We start from the raw sequence: 13,201 nt of genomic DNA on the forward strand, positions 1-13,201 counted from the left end.
TTCTTAAACGGCTACGTCATATTCACGTAATGCATCGTTTAAAGATGTTTTTTTATTTGTGCTTGCTTTTCTTTTTCCAATAATTAAAGCACAAGGTACATTGTATTCTCCTGCTGCAAACTTTTTAGTATAACTACCAGGTATCACTACAGATCTAGCAGGTACAACACCTTTCGTTTCTATAGGTTCATCACCAGTAACATCTATAATTTTAGTACTCATTGTTAAAACAACATTTGCTCCTAAAACTGCTTCTTTTTCTACTCTTACACCTTCTACAACAATACATCTAGAACCAACAAAAACTCCGTCTTCTATAATTACAGGAGCAGCTTGTAATGGTTCTAAAACTCCACCAATACCAACTCCACCAGATAAATGTACATTTTTACCAATTTGTGCACAAGAACCAACAGTTGCCCAAGTATCTACCATTGTACCTTCGTCTACATAAGCACCAATATTTACATAACTTGGCATTAAAATAGTACCTGGTGAAAGGTAAGATCCTTTACGTGCAGATGCTCCAGGAACTACACGAACTCCTTGCGCTGCATAATCAGTTTTTAATGGCATTTTATCATGATATTCAAAAATACCCGCTTCTAAAGTTTCCATTTTTTGAATAGGGAAATATAAAACTACTGCTTTCTTAACCCATTCATTAACTTGCCAACCATTTTCTATTGGTTCTGCAACTCTTAATTCTCCTTTATCTAATAAATCAATAACTTTTCTTATTGTATTAGTTGTATTTTCTTCTTTTAACAACTCTCTATTTTCCCAAGCTGCCTCTATGATTTCTCTAATTTCTTTCATCCTAATAAATTAATTTGTGCAAATATAAATTTATCCACAAAAAACAAGAACGAATATACGTTTTTTAAACAGATTATTGCTTGTTGTTTAAAATGCTATGCCATTATTAAAATGCTAAAATCTAACTATTAATCAGTTAACTTATGATATAATATTTTAATTATTGAATTATAACTTTTATTTTTGCTAAAATTTTTAATTTGGGTAGAATTCTCGCAATTGATTTTGGAAAAAAAAGAACAGGTATTGCAGTTACTGATGAACTTCAGATTATTGCTTCTGGATTAACAACTGTAAATACAGAAAAGTTAATTGTATTTTTAAAAGAATATGTTTCTAAAGAAACTGTAGAGCTTTTTATTGTAGGTAAGCCTAAACAAATGAATAATAACGATAGTGAAAGTGAAGCTTTAATTCTTCCTTTTTTAAAGAAACTAGAAAAACAAATTCCTCAAATACCTTTAATAAGAATTGATGAACGTTTTACCTCTAAAATGGCTTTTCAAACAATGATTGATGGTGGACTTAATAAAAAACAACGTAGAAATAAAGCTTTGGTTGATGAAATTAGTGCTACCATTATTTTACAATCATATTTATACAACAAATAATAAAGCTTTCTTTCTTGTAAAATTGTTAAAACAATTATAAAAAATATTACTTCTAAAAATTCATAATTCAAAAATTCGTAATTCGTAATTCTAAATTGTACTTTTGCGAACCTTAAAAATAAAGACATGATTTTACCTATTGTAGCATATGGAGATCCAGTTTTACGTAAAGTAGCAACTGATATTGATGCAGATTATCCAGGATTAGAAACACTTATCTCTAACATGAAGGAAACTATGTACAATGCTTCTGGTGTTGGTTTAGCTGCTCCACAAATTGGTAAAGCTATTCGTCTTTTTGTTATTGATGCTTCTCCTTTTGCAGAAGATGAAGATTTATCTGAAAAAGATAGAGAGGCTTTAAAAAACTTTAACAGAGTATTTATAAATGCTAAAATTTTAGAAGAAGAAGGAGATGAATGGGTTTTTAACGAAGGTTGCTTAAGTATACCAGACGTCAGAGAAGATGTTTTTCGTCAACCTAAAATTACCATAGAATACCAAGACGAAGACTTTAAAACTCATACAGAAACTTTAGATGGTTTAGCTGCTAGAGTTTTTCAGCACGAATACGATCATATAGACGGAATTTTATTTACAGACAAACTCTCTACGCTAAAAAAAAGATTGATAAAAAAGAAATTAGAAAACATTTCTAAAGGAAAAATTAGAGCAGATTATAGAATGCGTTTTCCTAATGCTAAAAAAGGAAAATAATAATAAAAAATAATGCTTGTATTTTAAATATTAAACAAGCTCACAAAAAAACACAAATGGAATTTAGTAAAATAATAGCCGTAACTGGTAAACCAGGATTATTTCAAGTAATCTCTCAAACTAAAAATGCAGTAATTGCAGAATCTTTAATAGACAACAAACGTTTAGCTATAAACGCTACTCAAAATGTAAGTTTATTAGAAAACATTGCTATCTACACATACGAAGAAGATGTACCTTTATTAGAGGTTTTTACTGCTATGTTCGAAAAAACAGAAGGTAAAGAAGCTTTATCTCATAAAGAAAGTAGCAAAAAATTAACTGCTTTTTTCGCAGAAGTTTTACCTGGTTATGATGAAGAAAGAGTATATGCTTCTAACATTAAAAAAGTAATACAGTGGTTTAACATGTTAGTAAAAGCTGGTATGGATTTTACTAAAATTGAAGAAACAACAGAAGAACCAGAGACTGAATCATAATGAATTCTAGAAAAGATCAGTTAGCAGCTTTTAATCGTTTGTTAGATATTATGGACGATCTTCGAGAGAAATGTCCATGGGATAAAAAACAAACTTTAGAAAGTTTACGTCATCTTACAATAGAAGAAACGTACGAATTAGCTGATGCTATTCTAGATAATGATTTACAAGAAATAAAAAAAGAATTAGGCGATGTGCTTTTGCACATCGTCTTTTATGCTAAAATTGGAAGCGAACAAAAAGCTTTTGATATAGCTGATGTTGCCAACGCTATTTCTGATAAATTGATTCACAGACACCCACATATTTATGGTGATGTTGTTGCAGAAAGTGAAGAAGAAGTAAAGCGTAATTGGGAACAATTAAAATTAAAAGAAGGAAACAAATCTGTTTTAGAAGGTGTTCCTAAAAGTTTACCAGCTGTTGTAAAAGCTAGTAGAATTCAAGAAAAAGTAAAAGGAGTTGGTTTCGATTGGGAAAAACCTGAACAAGTTTGGGAAAAAGTACAAGAAGAACTAACAGAATTAAACGAAGAAATTAAAGCAGGAAATAAAGAAAATACTGAAAAAGAATTTGGTGATGTTTTATTTTCTATGATAAATTATGCTCGTTTTATTGGTGTAAATCCAGAAAATGCTTTAGAAAAAACGAATAAAAAATTTATCAATCGTTTTCAGTTTTTAGAACAAGAAGCTAAAAAAGAAGGCAAAAATATTGCAGATATGTCTTTAACTGAAATGGATATCTATTGGGAAAAATCTAAAGAGTTTTTTAAATAAGTTACTATCAAAAGAACATTTCTGGCGCTTTTTGTGGAAATAAAAATTCATGTGGAATATAAAATTGATCTGTATTTTGAAAATGAACGGGTTTTACTCCACAAATATTTTTAATTAAATCCAAATTTGCATTTGGATTCTGATAAATAACTTCTTTAATACCCTTATTTATTGCTTTAGACCCCAAAGATGTTATTAATCTACTGTCTATTAACCTATTGTATGATGGAAAAGAATACCCTATTACAATTAATATATTTGTTTTTTCAAAAACTTCAATTGCTGAACTCAATGCTTCCGAATTTGTTTCCCATGCATATTTAATATTATTTGAATAATCAATACTTGAAAATTGATTACTATTATTTAATAAACCAAATAAATAATCTTCAATTGTGTTTAAAAACTTTGGTTCTACATTTGGATATAACTTTTTATCACAATTAAAAAAACCTCTAAAACCATTTAAATGTATGATATCTTGATTTTCATTAGATTCAAAAAAATTAAAATATTTATTTACGCTTTCTAAATTAGTGTTTTCGGAACCTCTCATAAAAGACCTAAATGAATTTTCTAACTGTAAATCATAATTCCAACTTACAAATGAGACATTACTATTTAATTCTGGATTCAACTTTCCTTTTTCAAGAAGAACAGAAAGTAGACTATAGTATCTTTTATCAATTTTTGAATATCTTTTTTCTTTATTTATAAGACTTTTCTTATAATAAAAGTTTTCCCAAATATCAAAATAAACTCTTAAATGATATTTTAAATTATTTAATTTCTCTTTTTCATCGAGCAAAAATAAGCTTCTAGCATAAATATCTAAGGTTCCAAATTCTAAAGCTTTATAACCAAGCTCTATTAACTTATCTCCAGTTCTTTTTATTGTAGAATTTTTAAATAAAACTTTTAAATCTTTATCTCTATTTAGTTCCACATTAAGAATTAAAGAGTTAACCCATTCTCCTATTAAAATCATAGTTTCACCCTGTTTGTTCCAAATTGGAACAGAATTAAAACTAGAGCCAGCACCAAATAAATATGTAATATTTAAATTTTCTGTACTTACATATTTTGACCTTTCCATATATACTATTTTTTTAAAAATTTAGATTCTAAAAAACCTAAACCATAACCCAAAAACTGGGTTAAAGATGTTATAATACTTAAAAAAGCTACATATATATTCTTATTATGAAACAAAGAATCTAGGAAAATTAGTAAGAAATAAAATACATAAAAAGCTAAAAATAAATTATGACCAAAAATAGCTAAAACGATACTTAAACTGAATCCTAAAATAAATAGAGAAGGAAACCAATAAGTTGGTTTTGCTGTTGATGGATATTTTTTATTCAAAATTGGTCTTGCGGTTCCGAAACCAAAAGTTTGTTTAAAAAATTGTTGAATGGTACTTCTTCTTTTATGATAAACAAAAGCTTTTTCTATCAATTGTGTTTCACAACCATTTGCCCAAAGACGAAATGTTAAATCGATGTCTTCTCCGTTTTTCATTTTAGAAAAACCTTGTGTTTTTTCAAATGCTTTTTTAGACAAACCTAAGTTAAAACTCCTCGGTTGAAACTTACCAACTGCTTGTTTTTTACCTCGGATTCCGCCTGTTGTTAAAACAGAAGTCATGGAATAATTAATCGCTTTTTGTAAGGAAGTAAAACTTTTATGAGCTGCATCTGGGCCACCAAAAGCATCTGTAAAATTATTGTCTAAAGCTTTTTGCACTTCGGATAAATACTGGTTTGGAACAATTACATCTGAATCTAAAATGATAAAATAATTACCTGAAGCTTTTTGCATTCCGAAATTACGACTTACTCCTGCTCCACTATTTTCTTTAAAAAAGTATTTTAAATCGAGTTGACTTTTATATTTTTCTACAATTGAATCGCTTTTGTTTGTAGAACCATCTTCTATTATTAAAACTTCGAAATTGTTAGTATAATCTTGTTTTGTAAGACTTTCTAACAACTCGTCAATTTCATTTGGACGATTGTAAACTGGGATAATTATGGAGTAAAAAAGTTTCAAAGTTTTAAAGTTTCAAAGCTTCAAAGTTCTTGGTTTTGAAACTATATTGTAAAAGTAAATAATTAAAAATACTTTTTCTCTTTTTAGTTTTCTAAAAGTTAGCAAACAAGTTTAGCCCTGATTGAAACGGCATCCTTTTTTATTTTTCATAAAAAAGATATAGTGTAAAGCAGGAAATAGCTTCAAAAAAAATTATTCAAACTTTTCCATAACTGCATCACTTATGCCCATATTAGAAAATCCGCCATCGTGAAACAAGTTTTGCAAAGTTACTTTCTTTGTTAAATCTGAAAACAACGAAATGGTATAATCTGCACAATCTGCTGCCGAAGCATTACCTAACGGACTCATTTTTTCAGAAAAATTAATAAATCCATCAAAACCTTTTACGCCATTACCAGCAGTTGTTGGCGTTGGAGATTGAGAAATTGTATTTACGCGCACGTTAAAATCTCGTCCAAAATAATACCCAAAACTACGTGCAATAGATTCTAAATAGGCTTTATTATCTGCCATATCATTATAATCTGGAAATACCCTTTGAGCAGCCATATAAGTTAACGCAACAATAGAACCCCAATCTTTCATTGCTTTTTTATGATACAAAACATTTAACACTTTATGAAAAGAAACGGCTGAAACATCCCAACCTTTTTCTGTAAAATCATAATTAGGATCTGTGTAAGGTTTGTTTTTTCTAACATTTACAGACATACCAATCGAGTGCAAAACAAAGTCAATTTTCCCACCTAAAATGCCCATAGATTTCTCTACTAAATTCTCTAAATCTTCTATTGATGTAGCATCTGCAGGAATAATTTGAGCATTTGTTTTCTTTGCTAAAACATCTAATTGCCCCATTCTAATAGAAGCTGGTGCATTTGTTAACACAAACTCTGCTCCTTCTTCAAATGCTCTTTCTGCTGTTTTCCAAGCGATAGAGTTTTCGTTTAAAGCGCCAAAAATAATTCCTTTTTTTCCTTTTAGTAAATTATACATCTTTTAATAATTAGGATTTAGTAAATAGTGAATAATAATGTTTTATTGTTAGTTCTAGACTACGCTGAGACTGACTTTAAAAACTAATTCAATAATTCTTTAGCATGCGTTAATGCCGATTCTGAAATATCTTTACCACTTAACATTTCTGCAATTTCTTTGACTCTTTCATCAACAGATAATTGCTTTAAATTGGTTGTAGTAACTCCTTTTATTTCTTTTTTAAACACTTTGTAATGATTGCTTCCTTTTGCGGCTATTTGTGGTAAATGTGTAATGGCAATTACTTGCATATTTTTACTCATTTTTTGCATAATTGCAGCAATTCTGTTAGAAACTTCACCAGAAACACCTGTGTCTATTTCATCAAAAATAATGGTTGGTAATTGTGTGTTTTCTGATAAAATTGTTTTTACCGAAAGCATAATTCTAGATAATTCTCCACCAGAAGCTACTTTTTTAAGTTCACCAAAACTACCGCCTTTATTTGCAGAAAAAAGAAATTCTAATTCATCTTTTCCATTTGCAAAATAATTTTTAGTTGGCGTTATTTTTATTGAAAAACGGGCGTTTTCCATTCCTAAATCTGTCAATAAAGCTTGTAATTCTTTATTTAATTTAGGAATTGATTTGGTTCTTGCATTGGTAATTAAATCAGCTACTTTATCTAATTTTACAGAAATATCATCTATTTCTTTTTGTTTTTCGTTGATAACTTCATCTGCAGATTCAACTTGAGCTACTTTTTCTGATAAATCTTCAAAAACATTAATCAACTCTAAATTATTACTTACTGTGTGTTTCTTTTGTAAATTATATAATAACTGTAATCTATCATTAATTTCTTCGGCTTCATTTGGATTAAAATCTACGCTTTCATTTGCATCTTCTAATTCTGCTACAACATCATCAATCTCTATTTTTACAGATGTAATTCTTTCTGATAAATTTTGATATTCTTTAGAAAAAATTGCAATCTTAGACAATCTGTTTTCTAAAGTATTTAATAAATTCTGAATTCCGATTTCTTCGTTAATTGTAATTTCTAAAGCTTCAGATAAATTACTTTTTATTTCTTCAATATTATTTAATTTTTCTAATTTTTCTTCTAATTCTTCTTGTTCTTCCTCTTTTATATTTGCCTCTTCTAGTTCTTTAAAAAGATGCAAATTATATTCGTATTGTTGATTTGCTTCTTTCTTTTGAACTTCTAATTGCGAAAGTTCTTTTTTTAATTTACTTAACTGTGAAAATCCTCTTTTATAAGATGCTATTCTTTTACTATTTTTTGCCAAAGCATCTAAAATAGAAAACTGAAAATCGTTATCTGACAATTCCATTGTTTGATGCTGAGAATGTACATCAATCAATTTTGTTCTTAACTTATTTAAAACCGATAAAGTTACCGGAGTATCGTTTACAAAGGCTCTAGATTTACCAGAAGGTAGAATTTCTCTTCTAATAATAGTTTCTGCTTCGTAATCTAAATCTACTTCTTCAAAAAAACTTTCTAAATTATAATTAGAAATAGCAACTTTTGCTTCTACAACACATTTTGTTGTAGTATCTTTTAATGAAGATAAATCTGCTCTATTACCTAAAACCAAACCTAAAGCACCTAAAAGAATAGATTTACCCGCTCCGGTTTCACCAGTTATAATGGATAAACCTGAAGAAAAATCAATAGATAATTGATTGATTAATGCGTAGTTATTTATGGAAAGTTTTGCTAACAAATTTTCTGAATTTTAAAAAATAAAATTAGTGAAATTTGAATAAAGATTAAAGGTAAAAAGAAATTAAAAACTAGTTAATATCTTTCCATTTAGAATTGTTGTTTGGAGATATTTTTTTGACAACTTGTGTTAGTTTATTTTGACTTCTCGTTTCGGGTCCATCAGAATATATATTTACAATTTCATCTGCTTTTGCATCAAAAAACAAACGAATTAAATAATTACCAACAGTTTTATTATAGAGACTTTCTAAAGAAATAACAGCATTTTCAATAGCTTGTTTTGCACCACTTTTATCTGATATTAAATTATCTAAACCTTTTCTATGGTAATTATAAGTTGCCGTTTTAAAACCTGTTAATTTTGGTGATAAAAAATTGTCAATTAACAAAAAACGATTTTGTTCTCCTACCACATTTTGCCATGCAGAAAGCCCGCTTTGTTGAGCTTGTAGCATTACATTTTGCGCTTCTTTAAAATAGGCTTCTCCACCATTTTGCTTAAAAGTATCTGCATCTGCGCCCAAAATTAGGTTTACATAAAAAACAATTGTAGATACTAAATTACTATCAAAAGAATTTCTATTGTAAATTAAAGGATCAAATTCATTATATCTAAAACTAAAATCATTGTCTTTTAAACTTAATACAGGAGATGCGTAAGTAGAACCAAAAACGGGTCTTGTAGATTGTACTTGTAAAGTAGCTTCAAAACTATTAGATTGTCTAGAAGTTATAATAATTGTAAATGCGCAATCTATCCTTTCTTCTGGTTGCACATCTTTATTAGTCCATTTTGTTTGATTGATAAATTCTGATAAAGATTTTTCTAAGGTTTTAAAAACCTGTGTATTAGTACCTTCTACTTGATTATAATTAATAGTCACTAAAGAATTTAATTCTTGTGAATTGATCTTTAAAACTAAAAATAACAACAGTAAAAAGGAAACAAGTTTATGCATTTATCTTTTTAACAATTTCATTAATAATATCTTTAGCAACTTCTACTTTAGATTTTAATTCAAAAGATTTTTCATTCAAATCTTTATCAATAATAGTAACTTTATTTGTATCTGTTGCAAAACCAGCTCCTTTATCTTGTAAAGAATTTAGTACAATTGCATCTAAATTTTTACGTTTTAATTTTCCTTTAGCATTTTCTAACTCATTGTTAGTTTCTAAAGCAAAACCAACTAAGAACTGATCCTTTTTAATTTTACCTAAAGATGCTAAAATATCTTTTGTAGGCGCTAACTCTATTTGTAACGAAGAATCTTTCTTTTTTATTTTCTGAGTGGCAACATTATTTGGTTTATAATCTGCAACTGCTGCAGAAAGTATAGCAATGTCTACAGATTTAAAATAAGTATGTGTTGCATTATACATTTCTTCTGCAGACACAACATCTATTCTTTTTACAAATGAATGATTTATTTGTTGATGACTTGGTCCTGAAATTAAATATACTTCTGCACCTAAATTTGCGGCAGCTTTTGCAATTGCAAATCCCATTTTACCAGAAGAATGATTACCTATAAATCTTACAGGATCTATTGCTTCGTATGTTGGACCAGCAGTCAATAAAAGTTTTTTACCTTTTAATGGTAATTTAGATAAAACATCTTTTTCTATAAAAGAAACAATATCTTCTGGTTCAGCCATTCTTCCTTCGCCTACTAAACCACTTGCCAACTCACCAGAAGTTGCAGGAATTATAGTATTTCCAAAAGATTTTAATTTGTCTAAACTTTTCTTTGTTGATGGATGAATATACATATCCAAATCCATTGCCGGAGCAAAATAAATTGGGCATTTAGCAGACAAGTAAGTTGCCAATAATAAATTATCGCAAGTACCGTTTGCCATTTTAGACATTGTATTAGCTGTTGCTGGTGCAACAACCATATAGTCTGCCCAAAGACCTAAATCTACATGATTATTCCACAATTCATTTTCATCATCTTCTTTATCATAAAAAGTTGAATGAACTGGATTTTTAGAAAGTGTGGAAAGTGTGAGAGGGGTTATAAAATCTTTAGACGCAGGAGTCATAATTACTTTAACTTCTGCGTCTAATTTTATAAATAAACGAACTAAACTAGCCGTTTTATATGCTGCTATACCTGCAGTAATCCCTAAAAGTATTTTTTTTCCACTTAAAACAGACATTATTCTGCTTCAGGGTTTCTAAAATACACTTTATCATTCAACCATTCTTCAACAGCTAATGCAGTTGGTTTTGGTAATTTTTCGTAAAATTTAGAAACTTCTATTTGCTCTTTATTTTCAAAAACTTCTTCTAAACTATCATTATAAGTAGCAAACTCATCTAATTTATCAACCAATTCCTTCTTTAAGTCTCCATTTATTTGGTTTGCTCTTTTGGCAATAATAGAAATAGCTTCATAAATGTTTTGTGTTGGAGCTTCAATTTCGTTCTTGTTATAAGTAATAGTACTTAATGCTGCCTTTGTATCTTTATAGTCCATAATAATAATTACTTAATTATTTTTTCTTTTTGTTTTTTCTGAAATTCTATTTGTTTAGCAATCAATTCATCTGCTACCCTTTTTTCTTCATTTAAAGTTGCTAACATTATATTAGCTTCTTCCATAAATTGAGATTCAGGAAAATTTCTTTTTAATTTTTCGTATGCTTTTACAGCATCATTTACTCTTTCTGGTTTTCTTCTAATAGTACTTTTTAACACAAAATCATGTGCTGCTTTTAATCTATAAAATAATGCTTCTTCCTTAAATTCTGAACCTAAATAATCTGACAATAAATTATCAAAAGCTTGTATTGCAGCTTTGTAATTTCTTACATCATAATCTGCTGTTCTATAATAAGTCTTAGCAATTTCAAAATATTTCTTTTGAAGTTTATATCTTAACTCTTTATAATGCTGATTTGCTTCTTCAATTTTATCTGAATCTGGATATTCATTTATAAAACCTTGAAAAGCTTCTAAAGCTTTAATTGTTTCTGTAGGATCTTTACTATAAACTGGTGATGCTAACTTATAACTATAAGCTGATAAAAAAGCTGCTTCTTCTTTTTTAGAACTTTTAGGATAATTTTTAGCAAAACGATCAAAATAATAACCAGAAATACTATAATCTTTCTCGTTAAAATTAGATTGTGCTACCATAAACTGTATACGCTCCATTTGAGGTTTACCTCTATAAGTAGGTGTAACTTTTTCGAATAAACGTAAAGCTTTACTGTATTTTTTACTTTCGTAAAGTTTTACAGCCATTTTATATTGCTCTTCTACAGAACCTTTGTTTAATACTTTTTGATATTCTCCACAAGAAAATAGTACAAGTGAAACAATCAATAAACACGCTAAATTTTTAATTTTTTGCATCCTGCAAAATTAGTTATTAATTATGGATAAATAAAACATTTTTTTAGACGACAAATTATGTCTAAAAATTATGACACAAAAAAAGTAAAAAAAGATTTTATAAGCTACTAAAAGTTTGTTAATGTTAGTATTGAAATACCTATTTAAAAATTCGTTACAAATTTAGAAATTTTAGCTTCAAGTTCATTACTTGCTTTTACTAAAGGTAAACGTACATCTCTTTTACAAATGTCTAATTCTTGTAAAACTGTTTTAATTCCGGCAGGATTATTTTCTTCAAAAATGTAATCTATAATATCCATCATTTTAAAATGAATCTCATATCCTTCTTTATTATTTCCTTGTAAACCATGGTTTATCATAGTAGAAAACTCTTTAGGAAAAGCTTGCCCAATTACAGAAATAACTCCAGATCCGCCAGCTAAAGCAACTCCTAAAGCTAAATCATCATCACCAGAAATAATTAAAAAATCTGCTGGCTTGTCTTTTAATAAAGTATTGTATTGTTGTTGATTATTACCAGCTTCTTTTACTGCAACTACATTTTCAAAATCATTTGCTAAACGAAGTGTGGTTGCTGGCTCCATATTTTTTGCAGTTCTACCAGGTACATTGTACAAAATAATAGGTAAATCTGTAGTTTCTGCAATTGCTTTAAAATGCTGATAAAATCCTTCTTGCGTTGGTTTACTGTAATAGGGTGCAACAGATAAAATCCCGTCAATACCTGTAAAATCTCTTGTTTTTAATTCTTCTAAAACTAAAGCTGTATTATTACCTCCTACACCTAAAACTAATGGTAAACGCTTATTATTAGTTTTTATGATAATATCTATTATCTCTTGTTTTTCTTCTTTTGTAATGGTTGCACTTTCTGCTGTTGTACCATTAATTACTAGATAATCTGTACCATTGTCTATATTGTAGTTTACCAATTTTATTAGCGCATCAAAATCTACACTTAAATCTTCTCTAAAAGGCGTAACTAACGCAACTCCGGTTCCAATAAATTTTTGCATTATTAAGTATTTTATAAGGCGCAAAATTACACTTTTATGATTAATTTAAACTATAAATAATTTATTCTCATAAATAATAAACAAGTTTAATCTTAAAGTTTAATTTTTTAGCTTATTAAAAAGCTTTAAATATTTTTTCAACTCTAAAGAAAACGACTTTACATTCTCTATTTCTTCAGCTATTTCTAATCGATACAAGTTTTCACTAACTCCTGTAAAACCAATTTTAAAAGTTGCTTTAGATTTTAAAACAGCCATTTTTAAATATAAATTATCTTCATTAAAATAACCAATTAATAAATCGAAAGGTTCTTCTAAAAAGCTTTTTAAATTGGGTTGTATTATTTCTCCACTACTACTAATATCGTTTTTTGAAAAACTATTAAAAGAATCTTCTTCTGCCTTTGCTTCTTTACTAAAATTATAGATTTTAATATTCTCTATACCTAAAGTTGATTTGATTTCTGCTTCAAGATTAAATTTATCAGTAATAGTTAATAAACTAATTACCCCAATACTTTTAATTTCTTTATCAGTAAATATTGATTCTTTTTTTAATGAAATTTTATCGAATAATCTTCTTAACCTTAATTCTTTTATATAAAACAAACTCATTAA

Annotated in this window: 15 protein-coding genes; 4 read left to right on the forward strand and 11 right to left on the reverse strand. The window is 28.1% G+C overall.

Going from position 1 to position 13,201, the window contains the following annotated elements; all coding sequences use genetic code 11:
* Positions 1 to 3: 3 nt before the first annotated feature.
* Complete coding sequence (locus ACJJVY_RS05890) at positions 4 to 819, reverse strand: 2,3,4,5-tetrahydropyridine-2,6-dicarboxylate N-succinyltransferase (protein WP_405606076.1); 816 nt, start codon at positions 817 to 819, stop codon at positions 4 to 6.
* A gap of 200 nt (positions 820 to 1,019) precedes the next feature.
* On the opposite strand from ACJJVY_RS05890, the gene ruvX reads away from it, so the two are divergent.
* From ruvX to mazG, 4 genes are all read left to right on the forward strand, one after another.
* Positions 1,020 to 1,430: a Holliday junction resolvase RuvX gene (gene ruvX / locus ACJJVY_RS05895; RefSeq protein WP_405606077.1), complete on the forward strand. Its 411-nt coding sequence runs from the start codon at positions 1,020 to 1,022 to the stop codon at positions 1,428 to 1,430.
* A gap of 126 nt (positions 1,431 to 1,556) precedes the next feature.
* The gene (def, locus tag ACJJVY_RS05900) at positions 1,557 to 2,147 is read left to right on the forward strand and encodes a peptide deformylase (protein WP_405606078.1); all 591 of its coding nucleotides are present in this window, start codon (positions 1,557 to 1,559) and stop codon (positions 2,145 to 2,147) included.
* Between the two features lie 56 nt (positions 2,148 to 2,203).
* Positions 2,204 to 2,626 carry a DUF5606 domain-containing protein gene (locus ACJJVY_RS05905; RefSeq protein WP_405606079.1) on the forward strand — a complete coding sequence of 141 codons (423 nt, stop codon included), beginning with the start codon at positions 2,204 to 2,206 and terminating at the stop codon, positions 2,624 to 2,626.
* Positions 2,626 to 3,405 carry a nucleoside triphosphate pyrophosphohydrolase gene (gene mazG / locus ACJJVY_RS05910; protein WP_405606080.1) on the forward strand — a complete coding sequence of 260 codons (780 nt, stop codon included), beginning with the start codon at positions 2,626 to 2,628 and terminating at the stop codon, positions 3,403 to 3,405. Before ACJJVY_RS05905 ends, mazG begins: the two co-directional genes overlap by 1 nt.
* A 7-nt stretch (positions 3,406 to 3,412) precedes the next feature.
* On the opposite strand, the gene ACJJVY_RS05915 is transcribed toward mazG, so the two are convergent.
* The 10 genes from ACJJVY_RS05915 to ACJJVY_RS05960 all read right to left on the reverse strand — a co-directional run bounded on the left by ACJJVY_RS05915 (position 3,413) and on the right by ACJJVY_RS05960 (position 13,198).
* A complete protein-coding gene (locus ACJJVY_RS05915; protein ID WP_405606081.1) occupies positions 3,413 to 4,501 on the reverse strand; it encodes a hypothetical protein in 1,089 nt (362 codons plus the stop codon).
* A gap of 5 nt (positions 4,502 to 4,506) precedes the next feature.
* Positions 4,507 to 5,460, reverse strand: a complete 954-nt coding sequence (locus ACJJVY_RS05920) for a glycosyltransferase (RefSeq protein WP_405606082.1) — start codon at positions 5,458 to 5,460, stop codon at positions 4,507 to 4,509.
* Between the two features lie 192 nt (positions 5,461 to 5,652).
* A complete protein-coding gene (locus ACJJVY_RS05925) occupies positions 5,653 to 6,459 on the reverse strand; it encodes an enoyl-ACP reductase (RefSeq protein ID WP_405606083.1) in 807 nt (268 codons plus the stop codon).
* Between the two features lie 83 nt (positions 6,460 to 6,542).
* Entirely contained in the window at positions 6,543 to 8,195 is a 1,653-nt protein-coding gene (gene recN, locus ACJJVY_RS05930; RefSeq protein ID WP_405606084.1) for a DNA repair protein RecN, read from the reverse strand.
* A gap of 70 nt (positions 8,196 to 8,265) precedes the next feature.
* Positions 8,266 to 9,156 (reverse strand): DUF4835 family protein, encoded by an 891-nt coding sequence (locus ACJJVY_RS05935; RefSeq protein WP_405606085.1) that lies wholly within the window; start codon positions 9,154 to 9,156, stop codon positions 8,266 to 8,268.
* On the reverse strand, positions 9,149 to 10,363 hold the full coding sequence (gene coaBC, locus ACJJVY_RS05940) for a bifunctional phosphopantothenoylcysteine decarboxylase/phosphopantothenate--cysteine ligase CoaBC (RefSeq protein WP_405606086.1): 1,215 nt from the start codon (positions 10,361 to 10,363) through the stop codon (positions 9,149 to 9,151). Before coaBC ends, ACJJVY_RS05935 begins: the two co-directional genes overlap by 8 nt.
* On the reverse strand, positions 10,363 to 10,683 hold the full coding sequence (locus tag ACJJVY_RS05945) for a DNA-directed RNA polymerase subunit omega (RefSeq protein WP_405606087.1): 321 nt from the start codon (positions 10,681 to 10,683) through the stop codon (positions 10,363 to 10,365). Before ACJJVY_RS05945 ends, coaBC begins: the two co-directional genes overlap by 1 nt.
* 8 nt (positions 10,684 to 10,691) lie before the next feature.
* Positions 10,692 to 11,564 carry an outer membrane protein assembly factor BamD gene (locus ACJJVY_RS05950; RefSeq protein ID WP_405606088.1) on the reverse strand — a complete coding sequence of 291 codons (873 nt, stop codon included), beginning with the start codon at positions 11,562 to 11,564 and terminating at the stop codon, positions 10,692 to 10,694.
* A 143-nt stretch (positions 11,565 to 11,707) separates the two neighbouring features.
* The gene (gene dapA / locus ACJJVY_RS05955; protein WP_405606089.1) at positions 11,708 to 12,583 is read right to left on the reverse strand and encodes a 4-hydroxy-tetrahydrodipicolinate synthase; all 876 of its coding nucleotides are present in this window, start codon (positions 12,581 to 12,583) and stop codon (positions 11,708 to 11,710) included.
* A gap of 99 nt (positions 12,584 to 12,682) precedes the next feature.
* Positions 12,683 to 13,198 carry a DUF6913 domain-containing protein gene (locus ACJJVY_RS05960; protein ID WP_405606090.1) on the reverse strand — a complete coding sequence of 172 codons (516 nt, stop codon included), beginning with the start codon at positions 13,196 to 13,198 and terminating at the stop codon, positions 12,683 to 12,685.
* Between the last annotated feature and the right edge of the window lie 3 nt (positions 13,199 to 13,201).

The organism is Polaribacter sp. Asnod1-A03 (genome assembly GCF_045063585.1).
Lineage (GTDB): Bacteria > Bacteroidota > Bacteroidia > Flavobacteriales > Flavobacteriaceae > Polaribacter.